Source organism: Alteromonas sp. KS69, assembly GCF_003989595.1.
Classification (GTDB): Bacteria; Pseudomonadota; Gammaproteobacteria; order Enterobacterales; family Alteromonadaceae; genus Alteromonas; species Alteromonas naphthalenivorans.
In genome coordinates, this window is record NZ_PYHU01000001.1 from 1 (window position 1) to 20,014 (window position 20,014).

A 20,014-nucleotide genomic window follows, 5' to 3' on the forward strand; every position below is an offset into this window, starting at 1 on the left:
GTGCTCAAAGATTGATTACGTAAATATCAGAATTCCTAAATTGTTAAGTTTTAAGCAACGATGATTAAATAGACTCATGAGAGTAATGTTGGTCCTCCTTGCGCAGAAGTCATGATAAAAAGCATCATGATTCTGCACTAAAGTTTTTCCTGGCAGCCATAGCGATACGGTACCACCTGATCCCATTCCGAACTCAGAAGTGAAACGTATTAGCGGCGATGGTAGTGTGGGGTTTCCCCATGTGAGAGTAGCACACTGCCAGGTCCCATTCGAAGAAAGCCCTTATCGTATGATAAGGGCTTTTTTTATGTCTAATAGAAAATAATATTAGCAGTTACGCCGTAGTAAAAAACTGAGCGTACTGCAGGTCCTCCTTGCGCGCTCATTCCAAAAAAGCATCATGATTCTGCACCCAGTGGTATATGAGCCACCGAACTCTGAAGTGAAACGTATTAGCGCATGCCGAGACTCGGCGGCCAGTAACTGGCGTGGGGATAGTGCGGGGTTCCGGTGACCGGCCCAGCCAGTGTGGCCCAGCTAGTGTGGCCCAGCCCCATGGGACAACGTGCAAGCCATGAAATGGTTGCCAGAGTTAGCACGGGGTGGCCCTCCACACTGCCATAGTTCGTTGTGAAGCAATCCCATTCGAAGAAATTGCTTCACAACGATTGCTTCACAACGATTGCTTCACAACGATTGCTTCACAACGATTGCTTCACAACGAAGCCTATCCTAACGGATAGCCTTTTTTTATGCTTGTAAGAAAGTGAACAGGCAATAAAAAGCCCCGCAGGGGCGGGGCTTAAACTAGGCGCTTATTAAGCTTAGTATTACTGGCCCATTGTCTTAATTTCTTCAAAATATCTACGGTATTCCATACGAGTAATAAGTTCGTTGCCATCTTTATCCATGGTCATGAAATCACCTTTAATACCTGCGTTTTCAATTTCACGTTTAGATAGTTCACCATCTTTATTAGCATCGGCTTCATCGAATCGCATATTCGCAGCATCCGTAACTTCTGTACGTAATGTGTTGTTCTTTTCACTGATCACAGCACCCGTTTCGTCGATGGCTTCACCATGTTTCATCGAGTGTTGTGTGTCGCTAGTTTTCATTTCAGAACGCATTTCTCTATTTTGTTCACTAATTACGTCGCCGTCTGCGCCCATGGATTCATGTTTAGCCATAGCGGATGTCTTGCTCATTGAATCATGGTTTGCATTGGTTTTCGTTTCAGAGCGGAGTTCTTTATTTGCTTCGCTAATTACATCGCCATCTGTGCCCATAGCCTCTTTCTTGTCCATGGGATGGTGTGCGCTATCGGCTTTACCATCGTGGTTTGTTTTTTCTTTAACCACTAATTCGTCAGTAAACCTTTCAGGTTTAGACTTTATGTAGGCAGTAAACTCAGAGTGGTTAATCATATCATCACTGTCTGAGTCTATTTTAGACATAGTCTCTTCAGTAATACTTCCCTTAACCTCTTCCTTGGAAAGCATGCCGTCGCCATTTGCATCTAGTGCCTCAAAGTCTGAGGTTATTCTAGATTCATGATGGGCAGCGAACGCGGAAGTAGACATTACTGCGCCAATAACCATTGCTAACGTTAGCTTTTTCATAATAAATTCCTTCTTTGCATGTGTAATGCTTTGGGTTAAATATGAGAAGTGAATGCCGAAACCGTTCACGGTATTGACGACAATCTAAAAGGCACGAAGGTATTTCCGTGCTTCTACTCCTACATATCTTTATTCCTGTTTAGTAAATCACACTGTTTCATTCCTGATTTATAATTCATACTTTGTGCCAAACGTTAATATATTGATTTAAATGCACTTTTATTTATTTGCCTGAACGACATAGGTAAATAAAGTGTTAAAAAGACACAAGCTGTGAAATATATGCACTGTGTTACATAGCCCAGATATTCCCGCTTAAAAGCTTCATGCCCTTCTTAATTGGTTCGAGATTTAACCTTCCTGACTCTGAAATTTGCAATTAAATCAGTGTGTTAATTCGTAAGGTAACCAGAAGGTTTAATTCGAAAATTTTCCGTAATCTTTGTTCCATCAATACAGCCCAAAGCTAGGGGATAAGGAATGTTTTCAACAATGCTTAGTAAAAATATTAGTAAAAAACCCACAGAAAAGCTTTTTAACTTTTACCAGGATTCTTCACTTTCGCGCATGATTAATTTTCTCAATGAAGCAGTTGTCGTTATAGATGTTAACGGCACTATTGAAATGCTTAACTCTACATCCGCCTCATTACTGGGAATAGAAAAAGACAAATTGCTAGGACATAATTTACTTGAGCTAGTTATAGATGATACGGGTAAGTCTCAAACTTATGTTATTGAGAGCTTAGATGCAGGCCAAAGAGGTTTAATTTCCGCCCCTCCTATGGAAGTTAACCTTCAAGCAGACAAAGACAACCAAACACATGTGTGTGTTGAAATGTCGATATCAACGTTACCAGAAGCATTCTCATCGGCTAATACACTGTATCTTTGTATACTCCGCGACCTTACGCTTCACAAGGCAGAGTATGGTTCGCTATTACACAAAGCTAATACCGACTATTTAACAGGGCTAGCTAACCGCCATAGGTTTGCCGAATACCTTGATAAACAGTGGGATGTTTGCGAGCAAGACGATGTACCTCTAAGTATTATATTTATTGATATCGACCACTTTAAAGACTTCAACGACCAATATGGCCATATAGCGGGGGATAGATGCTTAAAGAGAATAGGGGAAACTATTTCGTTAAGCCTTCCTAATCGCGATACCTTAGCCGCACGCTATGGCGGTGAGGAGTTTGCCTTGGTGTTGCCCCGATGTTCAGCACAGACCGCCCAATTATTAGCGATACGTATTAAGCGACATATATCGCAATTAAGTACCAGGCAGTTTGCGTTATCGCAAGAATCAGAGTTAACAGTAAGCATGGGTGTGGCAACGCAAATGGAGAATCGCTACAGTTCAAAAGAAGGTTTGTTGAACGCGGCTGATACATTGCTTTATCAGGCTAAGTCTCAGGGAAGAGATCAGATTTGTTTTTTGTGAAATAGAATGGGGCTTCCTCACGAAGCCCTAAATTTTTAAACTGGTTTTCTATTTATAATTTGTGGATCACACATGAACCGTTCGCCGGTTTGGGTATCAAGTACCCATACTTCTATGTAGATGTCGTCGGCAACATCGTCACCGTCATCAACACCAATGTGAATGCTGGCATCGGTTTTATCCTCTAAAGTTACATCACCAGGGCTGGTTGCGGTAACCCAACGAAAGGCGTAACGGTCATTTAAAGCGGGCGAAAATTCGATATTCAATTTACGATTGGTATTGCTATCAAATGCAATAGCTTCGGGTGTGTAGCGATAGTAGTAGCCTTCACCAATTTCCACATGTTTGGCATCGGAAGGCGGCACTTCATCTGGTGCCCAAAGCTGTAAGGTAAAGGTGGCCGTGTTAGTCGCTTCAGTTGAATTTATTGTTGATGTGGCTTCTTGTGCTAACGTTGAGAAAGAGAGTAGTACCGCTAAAAAAAAACAATGGTTTAAGCAATATTTTACTATTCTTATATATAGACTTCATTTTTATTCCCTTCAAAAATTGAATATTAAATACGCTACTTTTAGTAGCGCATAAAAACTATATCAGTATTGTTTGGTGTATAGAATAAAAACAGGGAGGCTTAAGTAAGTCCTCAGATATTAAAGCGCATTTTAAACCAGAATTGGCAGCTAACAGCCGCCAATTCTATAAAACTAATTTTTCTGTTTATTAATGATTTGTGGATCTTGACTGGTATAAACGCTCGACTTAGGTGCTGTAACTAGTTTCATGCAAATACTTTCTGTTGCTGAGTCTGAATCTACAAAGATAATGGTTTGCCCATCTTCAGTTATACTGTAAGTCAAGTCATTATCTAAATCACCAGATATGACTGGGCCCACGAATTGTAAATCGCTAGACTCTTTCTTCAAAGTATACATTATCATGCTACTGGACTCAGTTACTGTTACATTACCTGTTGCAGGGTTGCCTGAGGTATCATAAATAGCATATCGAGGTGGAGTTTCGTCCGTAAATACTGAAACCATAAACTGAAATATCGGTGTTGGATTAGACATATTTTATTCCTTTTATAAATAATCAAAGTAGAAAGGTTTGGTCAAAGTTTTTGCGTGAGCTTTCAAAGTACCATTTATTTTAGAAGTATTGTTAGTACATTGACTCGCAAAAAAATGCGGTAAAATTGCATCGGGGTGATAAGATTTTTCGACGATTTTCGATGTGGTAAGTTGAAGCTCATGACAAAGTAAACTTTTGCGCTCATCGGTAAAAATGTTTTCACTTCTAATAAATTGAGATAATATTTTTTTTGTTTTTAAACTATATTCTGTAAAGCTTGGCTCACGGGACTTTAATGAAGACTCAATAATTTCTGGGGTAATTGAGCGTATATATTTTTGAATTTGAGTAATAATTTCCCAGTGCGAATTCATTTGAAAGTATTCAATTAAGGGAAAAAGTATCCATTCTGCATTAGATGCAATTACCTTGGCTAATACCTGCTGAGCATCAATAGAGCTTTTAAAACTTGAATCACTTACTAGTAAAAGTGCTTCTATACGAAAAAAAGCCAATTGCCATTCACTGTTGTTAATATCTTGCGAGATCGCCTGTTTTACAATTATATAACTTTTCTCTAGTGTTGTGCCGTAGTTTTTTTTCAGCATTAACTTTTTAGCTAAGAGCGCTTTTTGAACAAGAACTGCAACATAAGGTTCAATGGCGGCAGCATTAGAACTATGAAGTATATATATATCTTCAAAAGCTTGTTCAGCATCCTCGTACAATCCATAAGCTTTTTCATATTCCCCAGTATGAACAGTAGCCGACGCTATCCACGACAGGGTATCGGCAGCATAAAGTTGAGCATCAAGATCATCAGGGTTTTGTTCAGCGATATATTGTTTGAGCTTTAGTGATGCACTGAAGTATTCAATCGACTTACTAAATTCGAAGTTTTCATATTCAAGAGAGCCCAAAGAGTTTTGTGCGTAGGCCACTTCTAGCATAGCGTCTGTATTGTCTGGGGCTATTGATAGCATACGTTCGCTATAAGCTAAGTAACGCTCGAATGCCGTTCTGGCTATGTCCATCAAGCCATCGTTATAAGCGATGTGGCCCAACCAAAATGCGTTTGCACCCGCGGCTTTAAGTAGCTCGAAGTGATTGGGTGCATCGCTCAACAGCGCCTTTATATGTACATCGGCTTCTTCGTAAGCTTCTTTCGCGGTGGCTACATCGTCTCTATAAAATCGTACTTCTGCCATAGCTTGCAGTGAAAGCGCATGTTGAAAACGCAGTTCGAAACTAGGTTTTGGCGGGCTAATGGTAAAAAATCCATATTCACTCGTTTGCTGAGCTTGTTCAACATAACTCAGTGCTTGTTCGCTGATACCTTCCAATAAGTCCATACGTTTTACGCTACGTAGTTTATTGGCAAAGTCACCTATCATATAGCCCATTAAATTTTCAGCTTCTAATCGCTTCCTTTCGGCCAGTTGTTGCGATTGCTGACTTTGTAGCATGGCACCAAATGAAACTACGGTTAAACAAGCAAGGGCTGCAAAGGTAACCCCGCGAATAACCCGTTTGCGTTGCACCGTTTTCTGTGACGCCCGAATGAGCGCTAATTCGTCATTCGTCAGTGTTAAGCTAGTGTCGGCTTTTAACGCCAAAGCATCAGTTAAGGGCTTACCTTGTGTAAGTAAAAACGCCTTACTTTTGTTATCTTGCAGCCATTGTTTGGTTTGTTGTTCTAATCTGCCTTTGCTTACCAGCGCGCTTTGGTGTTGTTGAATCCAACCTTGTACTCGCTGCCAGCGCCTAAGGACGGCTTCATGCGCCACTTTAAAGCAGGCTTTGTCTTGATAAAGGTGCGATACAAATAACCGATGCTCTACCATTAGCTCGACAAAGTTTTTCTCGTTATCGTTACTAAGCTCACTCCACAATGCGGTGCGGCTGGTTAAGTTACTGCCATCTTGGGTAAGCGTTACAATTAGAGGAAGCACGCGGTCGAGTGCCGTTTTCACTAACACCGGCATCTGTTGGTAAAGCTGTTCAGCTTTGTGGCCAATTGCGCCTTCTATACCGCCCAACTGTTTGTAGGTACTAACTTGCAGCAAGTTGGCTGTTCGCTGCAAGTACAGTTCTTGTAAGGTGTATTGTAATAATGGAAGACAGTTGGGTTCTGCCGCGGCATCGGTAAGTATAATGTCGTCTAACGTAACATCGGTATGGTTATCTTCTTCCCACTCTAGCCCTGCGGCAATAGCTGGAAGGCGTATCATTTGGCTTAATTCACTGGCCGAAGGGGGCGTAAGGTCGAAATGTGCTCCACGCTCTTTATTTTTCATTAGGGTGGGGTAGGCAGCTAAGTGATGGTAAAAATCATTCCGACATACTAAAAGCATTAAAATGAAGCCACTTTCTGCTAATGCTTCAAGCAGCGTAAACACCGCTTCCTTTTGGGTACTATCAACATGGTTAGTGGCCAAATAGGCTTCAAGGCGATCGAGTACTATTACATAGCAAGGGAAAGCGACGTTATTGTACTGGCTTGCAGTTGTAAGTTTAGTTTTCGCTAAATGAATAACCGGCTTAGGGTCGCGTTTCAGTTTTGCCGCTAATGAATCGGCACTTTCCCCTTCAAACAACGGGGCATCGTTGATATCCCAATCTAACATACAGGCGGCAAGTTCTTCCACAATCTGTGCCGTCTGAATATCTGCAATATCAATACTGGCGTAATCGATGGCATGAACACCATTGGCGCCCTTGTTGTTTAATAACCTAGGTAATAAACCTGCGTGCACTAACGAGCTTTTACCTGAACCGCTAGGGCCGATAATAAGGGTAAAAGGACGTTTTTTGGTAAATTGATCCGAAAGCCTCGCCAGTAAATTTTTTACTGCCGCATTTCTACCGTAATACACTTGGCTTTCTTGTTGCGTAAACGCGGTTAAACCAGGGAACGGTGATTGACCTTGCCAATCGGTTTCTGCAGCACGTGTTTGTTCATCTTCTAAAAACTGAACATCGGCAATAACCCGATATCCCCGCTTTCGAATGGTCTCTATAAATGAAGGGGTACTGGCTTTATCACCTAATGCTTTACGTAATTGGGTGATGGTTTTATGAATAGGGTTATCGCCAACGGGCGCGTCTGGCCAGCACTGGGTAATAATGTCGTCGGCGCTAACCACTTCACCCGCTTGCTGACACAATAGCAATAGAACGTCCATTGCTTTGGGTTCAATAGCGCGTTTGGTTTTGCCTAATATAAGGGTGTTTGAGGCTGGTTCAACTTGCCAGTCGCCCAAATAAAATTGCTTCAACATGTATTAAATTTGCTCAAAAGAAACCAATCAGAACAAACCTAACCTACTTTAGTTGTAAGGTAAACGAGTTACGCTGAGTTAACACTACATTGGAACTATAAAAGTTAACTAAAAATACCTTTAAATTTTAATAATATAAAAAATATTAACAAAAAGTGAAATTTGATCCTCACCCCCTAGGTCTATACTACTACACGTGCTTACCGCACGTTAAAACCAGACTTATACTTTTGAGGGTAGATAAAATGAAACAAATTAAAAAATCTTCTGTTGCTACGGCACTCGGTGCGGTTGTTATTGGCTCGTTAGCATCTACGGTTGCTATGGCTGAAGTTAACCCATTTTCAATGCAGTCATTAGAATCTGGCTATAGCCAATTCGCTGCTGAAGGTAAATGCGGCGAAGGCAAGTGCGGTGGTGATAAAGCTGCCAAATCTGCAGATGGCAAAGCAGCTGAAGGTAAGTGCGGCGAAGGTAAGTGTGGTGGCGACAAAGCGGCGAAAGCAACCGAAGGTAAATGTGGTGAAGGCAAGTGCGGCGGCGATAAAGCAGCTAGCATGGCTGAAGGTAAAATGGAAAAAGCCAAAGAAGGCAAGTGTGGTGAAGGCAAGTGTGGTGGCGATAAAGCAGCTAGTATGGCTGAAGGTAAAATGGAAAAAGCCAAAGAAGGCAAGTGTGGTGAAGGCAAGTGCGGTGGCGATAAAGCAACTAGCATGGCTGAAGGTAAAATGGAAAAAGCTAAAGAAGGAAAATGTGGTGAAGGTAAATGCGGTAGCATGTAACGCTATGGCAAGTGCAGTATAAAAAGGCCGTCATTCGATGGCCTTTTTAGTGTGAAATTGGGGTGGAATAATGAAGCATATTCAAGGTGCAGGTTTAGGTTTTCGTCGCGAGATGTTAGATGAAGTGTTACCAACACTGCCTAGCGAGGTCGACTTTTGGGAAGTTGCGCCCGAAAACTGGATCCCTTTAGGGGGAACATACGAACGCCAGTTTGCCCAAAGTATTCAACAAGCGCCTTTCACCACTCACGGGTTGTCCCTTTCTATTGGTAGTAGTGATAAGCTTGATGTCGAATTCGTTAAAACCGTAAAGCACTTTTTAGACACCCACAATATCGATTTATACAGCGAGCACTTAAGTTACTGTTCTGGTAACGGGCATATGTACGATCTCATGCCAATACCGTTCACAGAAGATGCAGTTAAACATGTGGTAGGCCGCATAAAGCAGGTTCAAGACATTATCGAGCGGCCATTGGTGCTAGAAAATGTGTCTTATTACTTGGCGCCTGGGCAAGAAATGTCTGAACTAGATTTTACCAATGCGGTACTAGCGGAGTCAGGTTGCTTGTTACTGCTTGATGTAAACAACGTTTATGTAAATAGCATTAATCACAAGTATGATGCTTACGATTTTATAAACCGCTTACCTAGCGATAAAATTGTGTATGGTCATATTGCAGGGCACTTTGATGAAGCCCCAGATTTAAAAGTAGATACCCATGGGGCTGATGTTATTGAACCAGTGTGGGATTTACTAAAGCACGCTTATGAAACTCATGGCGTATTCCCTACATTATTAGAACGTGATTTTAATATTCCCGCGATGGAAGTATTAGTAGAAGAAGTGCAGCGTATTAAAGCAATACAAGCCCAGTGTATTGCAAATCACCAAACCGTTTTCGCAGGGCAGTCTGCATGAGCGAGAATTTTAAAACCGTCCAGCAACAGTTTGTTAACGCAATTAAAGATCCAGATTCGTTTGAAACAAACAATGCTGACATTAAACGCCGCATGGATATTTATCAGTCCCTTTTTTTTAATAACATTATGGGTTTTATAAGCACAGGTTTTCCGGTGTTAAAGTCATTGCTAAGTGAAGAAAATTGGAATGATTTGGTGCGCGCCTTTTTTATTCATCACGAAAGCCGTTCACCGTATTTTTCAGACATTAGCAAAGAATTCGTAGAGTATTTGTCAGCAAACCCAGAACTCGCATTTCAATTACCTGAGTTCGCCGCTGAACTTGCCCACTATGAATGGCTAGAATTAGATGTCAGTATTCGAAAAACTCCTCATAAGGTGGTGTATTTTAAAGCTTACGAACAGGTAACAAAGGTGAGCGTTTCCCCGCTGGCCACCATTGCATCATATGCATACCCAGTTCACTTAATTGGTATGGACTATATTCCCGATACCCCCGCACCCGAGCAACAGTTCTACGTGGTGTATAGAAATGAAGAACAGCACGTAGAATTTGTGCATTTAAATCCGCTTACTGCAGTTTTATTGCATACCATTGAACAGCACGAACAAGGCATAGAAATAGAGGCCTTATGCGAGCAGCTTTGTAAGCAATTAAACCACCTACCAGAACACACTGTGCTTCAAGGTATGCAGCAAATAGTAAGCGATATGCTGCAAAAAGGTATTTTGATACCTAGCTGAGCAGTTTGCTGAACACTAAATCACCAGTTTTTAACTGGCACTCAAGTGCAGAAAGGCTAAAGTTGTACGCGAGTGTATAGCTTTGGCTGTTAAATGTTGGGAAAGTAGGCAATTGACTACAATAGCGCTGTCAATCCGGTCTGCTTTCGATTAACATTTACGACCATTTTTTTGTTAGTTAAATTGTTTAGGTAGTGCATATGGCAGACAATTCAGATTTCAAAGAAGTCTACAATAAGTGGTACTTTCTAGCTTCTATCGTAACTTTACTCGCGTTTCCGCTGATGCATATCATCTGCGGCTGGTTTACCTTCTGGTTATAACGCAGACATTCAAGGCATAATTGTGACTGCACAGTATATAAAATCAGTTGTTAAAACCGTTCCTGACTATCCAAAGCCAGGTATTTTATTTAGAGATGTTACTAGCGTACTAGAAGACCATAAGGCTTTCAGTAGTTGTATCGCATTGTTGCTTGAAGAATTCCAAGATATGGGATTCAACAAAGTAGCAGGAACCGAAGCGCGCGGATTTTTATTCGGCGCACCATTGGCCATCGAGATGGGCATTGGTTTTGTTCCAGTAAGAAAACCCAACAAATTACCCCGTGAAGTGGTGAGTGAAACCTACGACCTTGAATACGGTACTGATACGTTGGAAATCCACAAAGATGCTATCCAGCCTGGCGATAAAGTTTTACTTATCGACGACTTGTTAGCAACTGGCGGTACCATCGAAGCATCAGCAAAGCTAATCCGAACATTAGGCGGCACCATTGAGCATGCTGGCTTTGTTATCGGCTTACCTGAACTAGGTGGTCGTGAAAAGCTAACCGCGATGGGTATCAAAAGCTTCACGCTTTGTGAGTTCGACGGCGAATAAGGATAAAAATACAAGCAATGAGTTATCAGGTATTAGCACGTAAATGGCGCCCGGGTAAGTTTAGTGAACTCGTAGGGCAGGAACATGTTGTTTCAGCTATTTCGAATGCGTTAGATAACGACCGCTTGCACCACGCGTACCTATTTACCGGTACGCGAGGGGTAGGTAAAACCACCATTGCTCGTATATTTTCCAAGAGTTTAAACTGCGAAGAAGGGCAGGGGTCTAACCCTTGTGGTCAATGTAATACCTGTAAAGAAATAGAGCAGGGTAATTATGTTGATTTGCTTGAAATTGATGCGGCATCACGCACAAAGGTAGAAGATACCCGAGAGCTACTTGATAACGTACAATACAAGCCTACCCGCGGCCGGTATAAAGTGTATCTTATTGATGAAGTACACATGCTGTCTAAGCATAGCTTTAATGCGTTGTTAAAAACGTTAGAAGAGCCACCACCTCACGTTAAGTTTTTACTGGCCACGACCGATCCACAAAAGCTTCCTATTACTATTTTATCTCGTTGCTTGCAGTTCAATTTAAAAGCATTGTCGCGAGAGCAAATAGTTGGGCAGCTTAATCATATTCTAGAGCAAGAAACCTTACCCTTTGAGCCGCAAGCGCTAGCGTTGTTAGCCCGCGCTGCACAGGGGAGTATGCGTGATGCCTTAAGCTTAACCGACCAAGCTATTGCACAAGGTGGTAATGCGGTTAACGCCTCAGTCGTTACCGACATGCTAGGCTTGATGGATAAAAATCAGCTTGTGAAGTTATTGCATGCGGTGGTGAGTAAAACGCCAGCCGATGTTATGCAATTGGTTCAGGATATGTCGGAACAAGCACCAGATTACGATCATGTGCTTGCCGAATTAGGCAGTACGCTACATCAAATAGCGTTAACCCAATGGGTGCCTGAAGCCTGTAAATTAGAAACAACTTCAGCCAAAGCTATTTACCAACTTGCTAAATCAATTTCTGCTGAACAAGTGCAGTTGTTGTATCAAATTGCGCTGCAAGGAAGGAAGGACTTACCATTCTCATCAGACGGCAGGAGCGCATTAGAAATGACGTTAATGCGTATGATGACATTTGCACCCAGTACGCCTTTAGCTGATGCGCCATCTGAGATAGCCAGCGGAACGGTTGATAGTTCGTTGCCTATTGCATCGGCGGAAAAAAAAACACTAATTTCTGAGCAAGACGCGCAAAGCACGACTTCTACCGCCAACTCTCTTAGTGCTAAAAGCACAGACGCTGGGTCATCGTCAGCCGGTGAAGAGGCTTTCAGCAATGAACAAGATGCTCACAGTGCAAATGTTCAAGATGCAGAAACTGCTACTGATGAAACCGACAGCGCACGAACTCACGAGATTTCATCTTCTTCTGACATAGCAGATTTAGCCACTTCACAGAATACCGCCCCTGAACCAGGAGCTTCGGCTCATGAAAAAGAGTCGTATGGCGAAGCCGCTTCGCAACAGGTAGCGTCTTTTGAACAGGCAGAGCCTTCGCAACAGGTAAAGCCTTCCCAGCCGGTAGCGCAATCAAAAGATGGCCAGCCTTCAGATGCCAATCAGTCTGTAATAAATAATCAGCCTACAGATAGTGATCATTCTACAGGTAGTGATCATTTTACAGGCAACGATCAGCCTACGGGTAGCAATCAACATGCAGGTGAGTATGGCAAGCCAGTCAGAAGTTTGGCGTCAGAGCATACTCCTTCAGATTCGGCCCCGTTTAATGATATGCCGCCAGCAGATGCATACATGGACGATATGCCACCGCCTTACGATGATGATGAGTCGTCATTTATGCCGCCTGATTTCGCCGATGCTCAGCGGACAAATGCACCGCTATCTGATGAAGGCCCTGACACGCAATCTACACATTTTGCTTCGCAGCAAGCTGTTGATTCTGTGCCAGCCGCTACACCCACACCCACACCAGAGGCACAGCTAACATCCACTGCTGATATGCTCGCGCTACGACAGCGATTAAAGCAAAAACGTGATGAAAGCGCAGAACAAGCGGCGAAAAAGCCTGAAGCGACGAACGAAACTACTAGCTTTGTAGATAGAATGAGTAAGGCTTCAAGCCAAAGCTCTCTTGACCCTTCTAGTGAAGGCCGAGATAATAGGCAATCTAAAGGCACGGCTGACGACAGCAGTGCTCAACAAGAATCAACTACTGCACCGGCAACTGCGTCATCAAGCTCTGATACTTTTAATGCAAATTTAGATGTTGGCTCTAACACGCCTTCTAACGCTAGCATGCAAAACCAAACCGATATGCCCCCGTGGGATACTGGTATGCAGCATAATGACGAGCCGTTTACTGCCAACGAGCAAGATACCCACTTTGATTCACCAATGCCTGGCGCGGCGCAGTATGGCGGCAATAGCGAAACAGCTCGTAATGAGCCTCAGACTTTAGAATCAGAGCCTTTAGAACCTCAACCTTTAGAATCAGAGCCAAGCGATACCCGTAATGAATTTAGTGCTGAGCCAGTAAATCAGTTCAAAAGTCAGTATCAAGGTAAGCTAGCTGCGTATTTGGATGATGGTAGTAAGCTTGTTCATGCGAGCCAAATTGATAAGTGGAGCAATGACGTAGAGCAAATGCCTATTGCAGGTTTGCTTAAACAATTGGTGCTTCATGCCTCTTTTTTGCGAAATGATCAGGGTATAACGCTTGAAATTGATAACAGTCAGGCGCATCTACTAAAAGACAGTGCAAAACAACAGTTGCTTGATGTATTGCATCATAGTTTTGGCGAAGGGGAGAATATTACCATCACCCTTGGCTCGCCAAAACAAACGCCCTATGCGTTGCAACAAGACATTATTGCTATGCGCCAAGCGCATGCACAATCGGTAGTACATACCGACGAAACAATACAAGCGTTGTTATCAGCGTTCGACGCATCAATAGTGACCGACTCGGTTAAAGCGCGATAGCAATATTAACTAACACTAAGACAAAGTGAGAAAAGAATATGTTTAAAGGTGGAATGGGCAACATGATGAAGCAGGCTCAGCAAATGCAAGATCGTATGCAGAAAGTGCAAGACGATTTGGCTAAGCTGGAAGTCACAGGTGAAGCCGGTGCAGGCATGGTTAAGGTAACCATGACATGTAATCATAACGTTCGCCGCGTAGACATTGACGACTCGTTAATGGAAGACGATAAAGACATGATTGAAGACTTGGTTGCCGCTGCATTTAACGATGCCGTTCGCCGCGTTCAAGAAACCAGTAAAGAAAAAATGGGTGACGTTACTGGCGGAATGTCACTTCCACCAGGCTTCAAAATGCCGTTTTAATGTGAATGTTTTAGTAACGCTTACCGTAAGTTAAGCATTACGTTGTAATAAAAAGCCCCGGTGAAACCGGGGCTTTTTGTTCGTCAGTATTCAAATAATACTAAGGGCGTCCGTATTACCACTGGTGTGATTAGACAGTGATTTACGTATAAGGTTAATGCCAAGTATTCGAATATATAGTTATTGCAACTTCGTTTTCGCCATCGCTACAAAACGAAACAGTAAATCAAAAACGCCTTTCATGTTTGCTTATACATGTCTCAACTGTTTAAGAGCGTGTAATTAATTTTTCATCGCCATCAAACGTTTTAACCGATAAGGTAAATGCATCGTAAGGGTAACTTTCAGCTTGGTCTTTAAGTATTCCCAACGCAATTTCTTCGCCCATTCTCAAACTATCGTAGTAGTCACTGAAAAAATGCACTCCACCCATATTTCTTCCAATCGATATATTAGCGGCGAGTTTGTTAAGCTCAGCTTCTAAGGTAATCACTTCATCAGAATCTTCAATAGTTAAGGTATCGTCGTTGTCAGTTGCTACAATCTTAACGGGTTGCCAATTATCCCGTTCAGCAATTTCTGGTTTTACGAAGCAAACAGATTCTCCTTTTCGGGCTAACTGCGCATTAGTATCGAAAAATGCTTTAAGTACGGTCACGCACGCTCCTGCAACAGTTGCGTGCCCTGCACCGTAAGAAGGGTGCATGGGGGACCCTTCAGCAAAGGCCATCGGTAGTAAATCTTCCGTGTGAAAAAGTTCATTGATCTTAGCCAATGTGTCCGATAAATCGGCTTTCATGTTCTCGAAGTTTGTACTGGCCGCGCCTCCCACAGCGGCTTTGAACGCCTCATTTTTAGATTTGGCTATTCTTGCTGCTAGCACTTCAGGGCGCAGGCGTCTATGCACTTGAAATTTTTGATACCTGACCGCTTTCAGCGCTCGAGTTGCCACTTCTGTTACCAACGATAGAATATGTGGCCCACCAAACAAAGCAAAACCTCCCGCTCGCGAGTTAGGAAATTCCCCAGAAAGGTTTACGAAGTTACTATCAAAAGGAGCAAAGTCTTGGCTCTCTTTTTGGCTTAGTAGTATTAGGCAGGCATTTAAATAGGCTTGATAGAGGGCGTCGAAATGAACGTATGTCGCTAAATCTCTTGGGGTTTTAATAAAAGTGAGTTTTAACTCTCCACTGTTTTCTTCATAGTTCCCCGTTCCTGTCTTTGGAGTGTTATTCCGGCTGTAACCGTTTTGAACCGCTACCCACTCGTCAAATTCCAACATGAAATTCTTATCACTTGCTTTTGGTACTTTTTGATTGATGGTTTGCGCGCCGTAATTAATAAGGCCGGATTCAACACTACTTTTGGTATTCCCTCCCCCCATCAACATGAAGCAAGAGAGGTAGGGACCGATACCTACGCCTGGCGAGGACCCCCTGAAAACTGTTCCGGGCGTAAGCACTTTGTCACCACAGGCGTTTTTTGCAGTGAGTCTGGGGCGTCCACAGAAGCCGCGCATTGCATAACTTAGCTTATTTAGTCTTTCGCATGGGCCTGCAATCTCATCTGACAATTCGCTGAACTTATTGAGAGCGGTGTCTCGTAAAACCGCTAGTTCATAAACTTCGGCCATTTCAAAGGTTAGCTCACTTGAGCCAAGCCCTGGCGGTGGCGCCATTGTCACTTCTTGTGCATCAGGGCCTTGAACATCAAATACAAAGCCCGCAGTTGGCGCTTCCCAAAGCCGGCGTTTGCCCTCGGCTGTAGGTACATCTATCGCGTGGAAAGGCGATATTTCCCCTCCATTAATTGCATCTATTAATGCCTCACAGGTTTCTGCATTTTGAACAAGGCCAGTTTCGGGATTGTGTTCTAATCCTTTGGTAAAGCTCATGGCGTAGTTGATACTCGACTTTTCATCGCCATTATTTATATGCATCACTTGAGAATGGATGGACTGATGCCTATTTAGCGAAGCGATACGAATACGGTAGTCTAGTGAGTCTTTTGAACGTTGATTTTGAGTTTCATTCATTGAAGTATTCCTTTTCGTTGAATAGTAGTGGTTATTCACTACTCCAGTTGTAGCTAACTGATGACGGGGATACATCATTGAACAACAACTGCCAGCCCTCCCTGTCTAGCGGCCTAGAATTAAACACTATTGGTTAAAATTTGTACACTGCGTTATTCTGTTAAATTGAGTTTTAAGTCTTGTTAAAGTTTAAGTCTCAGATTTGTAGTTAAAAAAATTTGCAGTTTTTTTAGATTAAAAGTGGAAGATGGGTATTAATTGAAGCGAAATAGAGGGGGGAGCAGAGTACTTCGCTTAATAAGGAAAGTGGTTGTAAAGCATTTCTGCAATACAACCAAACTAATTAGCGTTTTATTTGGGGCTTTATCAACAGCAAATTTACTAGCGTTTGCTGGTCGGGGAAGCCTGTAACTGCAATACCTTTTGCCCGTTGATATTGGGTAATAGCCTCCACGTATGACTTGTTAAAAGCGATGTCAGACGATTCGGTATCAATGTTATACCCACTTGATTCTAACGCCTCAACAGTCATATCAAGCACCGTTTGATAAATATAAATAGTACTGTCGTTAATCGACATCTCGATAATATCGGAACGTGTAGACATGCGTGTTGGCAAAAACGCTTGCAGCATAATATTAGTGGCATCTAGAAATTTTTGATCTGGATTATCGGTGCAATGCTTATTTAGCATCAATAACATCAGTTCAGTAGTCTGCCATGGCGTTATATCAAACGTTTTTTGCTGCAACGCATTGAACGCCGTGATGTAACCTTCTAGCCAGCCGCCGTATAAATATGTTTTTGAACCTTGCTCAGAATACGTACTTGCAAATTCAGAGCAGCTGCGTTTCGCTGCCCCTTTTGTGTTGAACGCGCCTTCTTCATCTGCCGCTACGGCACAAAATGAGAATAAAATAACTACTAAGGTTACGACATACTTCTTCATCTTTACTAAATACGGGGGCGGGTTTAGCACCCCCTCTCCATTACTTTTACGTTTACTTGCGTTTGCGAACTAGCGAAATGCCAACAAGTGAAAGTAAGAATATTGCAATCGTTGAAGGTGCTGGCACGCTGGTGGTAGATGTCACAATAGCAGCTTGGGTTATTGTATACGAACCTGGGTCAGCAAAAGAAACACCGGTAACGAATGCTGTTGGATCTGTAGGGTCTAACATAAGGTCTTCATTAATACCTGTCAGGGTGAACGTTGAGACAGGAAAAGGGAAGTCGAAGGTTTGTCCCGCCATTAAAGCTTCTGTGTACTCATCTCCTAACGAATTGCTAAAGGTGATTAGGTACCCATCGTCATCATTTACGCTGAGTAAAGTCGGTGCGGTAACACTGGCAAATTGACCACTGTTCCCAGCGGTGTACGTGTAGCCGGTCGATACATCTGGATCGAACCAAATGGTTTCGCCTGCATCAACCTCCGGTAGCGTGAATACAAATTCGCTCTCTTCACCTACTTCAACATCTTCATCCGGCATTAACGGTGTAAATTCCGACTCACCATTTTCTACGGCAAAATTACCAAAGCTGCTTAAATATACTGTTGTGTCTAATGCATCGTCTGATGCATCAGCTAGCAACATAGTAAACGTATTTCCAGTACTGCCTGGCTCTACGGGAATATCGAATTGTAAAAGCGGAATGCCATTTGGTGCTAATAAACCGTTCAATTCTGTGCCTTCAATGGCCTCGAAGTCAGGGTGGTCGATTGAGATAGGGGCAAATACACCGTCTACGGCAAGCTCAGCCACAGGTGCAAAAGCTACATTAGCACCGTTAAATAATAGGGCAAAGCCGTCGGTATATTCACTATCAACATAGCCTGGAAATTCTTCTGAGCCGAACGCCGCAATAAATGACACAGTACTCACATCATCAGATACATCAAAAGTAATATCTAATTGCACAGCATCGAAATGTTCAGCTTGCCCGGTAATTGGGGTTAAAATTGTGTTTTGTGCCGCTGAGGCTGGGTTTTGAGACACATATTCCTCGCCGCCACCATCTTCTAGCCCAGGCTGCTCATTTCCACCTTCATTCGTTTCACTTTGCTCAAAAATCTCTACAGGGTTGTTAGAAAACTCTGCTTCTGCCAGGTTGCCGTCATTGGCCGAGGGAAGAGGGTTTTCGACTACTTCAGAACCAGTATCGATATATTCATTCGGCCCATCGACATAATCGCTTACTTGACCTGTACTAAAGACAATACCGCCAGCACTTGGAAGACCGTAGGTTACTGAGTTATTAGTATAAAAGCCAGCTTGACCAAATTGGCCCGACAGCGATTGCTCGGTAATTGTTAAGCCCGAATTATTAATAAATAGCGCATCGGTTAAAAATTCGGCTGAGTCACTGCTTTGAATAACAATTGCATTGGCATATTGAGCAGAAAATAAAAGGCTAAAGGAGAAAGTACTAATTTTTATGATTTTTTTAAAGGTAGGCATTTACTACATCCCTGATGTTCTAAAATTTTTATTTTTTTGAGTGATCAATTTATGAAGTTCGAAAATGCCTCAGCAAGAAATTGGCCAGTTTTTAATTTATTGAATTTATTGGTTATTTTTAATTTCTAATCTTGCTGTGTAAAAATTATTGACGGTTTAGGGCTGTTTGGAAAGTGTGTTATTTCTATCACTTAAATTTATATCTATCTATAAATGGTTGAAAATGAAGTTTATGTTAACTAAGTCTATGTATTTTAGTGGGTTCTATTTTATTGATAGCACGTTAGTGCTGTGTATGTGGAGTCTTTACATAGCCTAGTTTCAGCTTTTTATTAAACGAAGGCTTTACCTATAATTTCGGATTGGTTTGCTTCAACTGATTGGTCAGTAAGTTCGGCATAAAACGCTTTAGTTATGGTAGACCATCAGTAATAATACGTTCCATCTTAATCTTCAGAAATATCAACATTTTCATGCTGAAAAAAAGTATTATCCTGTCGGTGACAGTAGTCGCTGTTGTAGCCATTACCTTATTTGGCATTTCAACTCACAGGCTATATAGCAAAAAACAGTTATCCGTAGACCCTAAGTTGAATGAAATTTCTGGTATCGAATACGATAAAAAAGGGTTTCTTTGGGCTATTAATGACAGTGGGGATGATCCCAAATTATATCGTTTAGATGATAACGGCGACATTACCAAAGAAGTCATGGTAGCCAATGCTAAAAACATTGATTGGGAAGATATTACCCAAAACGACTTCGGGCACTTTTTCCTAGGCGATTTTGGTAATAATGATAACGACAGAAAATGGCTGACTATTTACAAGATAGAAAACCCTATCGATATTAAAACCGAGTCGACGAACGCCGAAATTATTAAGTTTACCTACCCTGAAATGGACGGGAAAACACCGGTTAAACCGAATGATCGTAACTTTGATTTAGAAGCCTTTGTTGCGCTAGGGCGCCACCTTTATTTATTCACCAAAAATAGAACTGAGCCCTTTGATGGTATTACTAATGTATATAAAGTGGGTGATCATGCGGCTAACTTTGATGCCGAATTAATCGACTCTTTTAAAACCTGTACTACCATGGAGAAACTGTGCTGGATAACGTCGGCGGCATTAAGCCCCGACAGAACTAAGCTAGCGCTATTGGATTCCACTAGTATTTGGTTATTCGAAAACTTCAAAGGGGATAAGTTTTTCTCCGGCGATGTTTACCGCATTGATTTAGGGTTGATTACGCAAAAAGAGGCGGTCACTTTTAAAGACGACAACACCATTATATTTACCGACGAGAAATTTAAAGGTATTTTCGGCGGAAATGCGTATGTGATTAAACTCGATGAAGTGCATAAAAAATTGATTCGAAAGGCAGCAAAGCCAAAAGAAAAAATAATTGAGCCAAACTAGCCTATAGCAAACTTTT

15 protein-coding genes and 1 rRNA gene are annotated in these 20,014 nt (G+C 42.2%); 9 read left to right on the forward strand and 7 right to left on the reverse strand.

Translation table 11 applies throughout. The features are described from left to right. The first annotated feature begins 148 nt into the window (after positions 1-148). Positions 149-264: ribosomal RNA gene (gene rrf, locus C7Y69_RS00005) — 5S ribosomal RNA — on the forward strand. 566 nt (positions 265-830) lie between these two features. Here the strand turns inward: rrf and C7Y69_RS00010 are convergent. Continuing rightward, positions 831-1,622 (reverse strand): EF-hand domain-containing protein, encoded by a 792-nt coding sequence (locus tag C7Y69_RS00010; protein ID WP_013783391.1) that lies wholly within the window; start codon positions 1,620-1,622, stop codon positions 831-833. 492 nt (positions 1,623-2,114) lie between these two features. Between C7Y69_RS00010 and C7Y69_RS00015 the strand changes: the two genes are divergently transcribed. Then, complete coding sequence (locus C7Y69_RS00015) at positions 2,115-3,071, forward strand: sensor domain-containing diguanylate cyclase (RefSeq protein WP_232363183.1); 957 nt, start codon at positions 2,115-2,117, stop codon at positions 3,069-3,071. Positions 3,072-3,106: 35 nt separating this feature from the next. Here the strand turns inward: C7Y69_RS00015 and C7Y69_RS00020 are convergent, their stop codons facing one another. The 3 genes from C7Y69_RS00020 to C7Y69_RS00030 all read right to left on the reverse strand — a co-directional run bounded on the left by C7Y69_RS00020 (position 3,107) and on the right by C7Y69_RS00030 (position 7,426). Next, the gene (locus tag C7Y69_RS00020) at positions 3,107-3,439 is read right to left on the reverse strand and encodes a hypothetical protein (protein WP_013783393.1); all 333 of its coding nucleotides are present in this window, start codon (positions 3,437-3,439) and stop codon (positions 3,107-3,109) included. Positions 3,440-3,778: 339 nt separating this feature from the next. Further along, positions 3,779-4,144, reverse strand: coding sequence for a DP-EP family protein (locus C7Y69_RS00025; protein WP_013783395.1), 366 nt, complete (start codon positions 4,142-4,144; stop codon positions 3,779-3,781). Between the two features lie 12 nt (positions 4,145-4,156). Then, on the reverse strand, positions 4,157-7,426 hold the full coding sequence (locus tag C7Y69_RS00030) for a winged helix-turn-helix domain-containing protein (protein WP_126871407.1): 3,270 nt from the start codon (positions 7,424-7,426) through the stop codon (positions 4,157-4,159). A 245-nt stretch (positions 7,427-7,671) separates the two neighbouring features. Between C7Y69_RS00030 and C7Y69_RS00035 the strand changes: the two genes are divergently transcribed. The 6 genes from C7Y69_RS00035 to C7Y69_RS00060 all read left to right on the forward strand — a co-directional run bounded on the left by C7Y69_RS00035 (position 7,672) and on the right by C7Y69_RS00060 (position 14,080). Next, positions 7,672-8,208: a hypothetical protein gene (locus C7Y69_RS00035; protein WP_126871408.1), complete on the forward strand. Its 537-nt coding sequence runs from the start codon at positions 7,672-7,674 to the stop codon at positions 8,206-8,208. A 70-nt stretch (positions 8,209-8,278) separates the two neighbouring features. Further along, complete coding sequence (locus tag C7Y69_RS00040; protein WP_126871409.1) at positions 8,279-9,130, forward strand: DUF692 domain-containing protein; 852 nt, start codon at positions 8,279-8,281, stop codon at positions 9,128-9,130. Further along, positions 9,127-9,876, forward strand: coding sequence for a DUF2063 domain-containing protein (locus tag C7Y69_RS00045; protein ID WP_126871410.1), 750 nt, complete (start codon positions 9,127-9,129; stop codon positions 9,874-9,876). The genes C7Y69_RS00040 and C7Y69_RS00045 overlap by 4 nt, the downstream gene beginning before the upstream one ends. 345 nt (positions 9,877-10,221) lie before the next feature. Further along, positions 10,222-10,758: an adenine phosphoribosyltransferase gene (apt, locus tag C7Y69_RS00050; RefSeq protein WP_013783400.1), complete on the forward strand. Its 537-nt coding sequence runs from the start codon at positions 10,222-10,224 to the stop codon at positions 10,756-10,758. A 17-nt stretch (positions 10,759-10,775) separates the two neighbouring features. Further along, positions 10,776-13,715 (forward strand): DNA polymerase III subunit gamma/tau, encoded by a 2,940-nt coding sequence (gene dnaX / locus C7Y69_RS00055; RefSeq protein WP_126871411.1) that lies wholly within the window; start codon positions 10,776-10,778, stop codon positions 13,713-13,715. 38 nt (positions 13,716-13,753) lie between these two features. Continuing rightward, a complete protein-coding gene (locus C7Y69_RS00060) occupies positions 13,754-14,080 on the forward strand; it encodes a YbaB/EbfC family nucleoid-associated protein (RefSeq protein WP_062087580.1) in 327 nt (108 codons plus the stop codon). A 268-nt stretch (positions 14,081-14,348) separates the two neighbouring features. On the opposite strand, the gene C7Y69_RS00065 is transcribed toward C7Y69_RS00060, so the two are convergent. The 3 genes from C7Y69_RS00065 to C7Y69_RS00075 form a co-directional block, all read right to left on the reverse strand. Then, positions 14,349-16,115: a vanadium-dependent haloperoxidase gene (locus C7Y69_RS00065; protein WP_126871412.1), complete on the reverse strand. Its 1,767-nt coding sequence runs from the start codon at positions 16,113-16,115 to the stop codon at positions 14,349-14,351. 343 nt (positions 16,116-16,458) lie between these two features. Continuing rightward, positions 16,459-17,094 (reverse strand): peptidoglycan-binding domain-containing protein, encoded by a 636-nt coding sequence (locus C7Y69_RS00070; protein WP_049791746.1) that lies wholly within the window; start codon positions 17,092-17,094, stop codon positions 16,459-16,461. A 22-nt stretch (positions 17,095-17,116) separates the two neighbouring features. Continuing rightward, positions 17,117-18,577, reverse strand: a complete 1,461-nt coding sequence (locus C7Y69_RS00075) for a choice-of-anchor L family PEP-CTERM protein (RefSeq protein WP_126871413.1) — start codon at positions 18,575-18,577, stop codon at positions 17,117-17,119. Positions 18,578-19,050: 473 nt separating this feature from the next. Here C7Y69_RS00075 and C7Y69_RS00080 point away from each other — a divergent pair, with 473 nt between their 5' ends. Further along, entirely contained in the window at positions 19,051-19,998 is a 948-nt protein-coding gene (locus C7Y69_RS00080; protein WP_013783406.1) for a hypothetical protein, read from the forward strand. Positions 19,999-20,014: the final 16 nt, after the last annotated feature.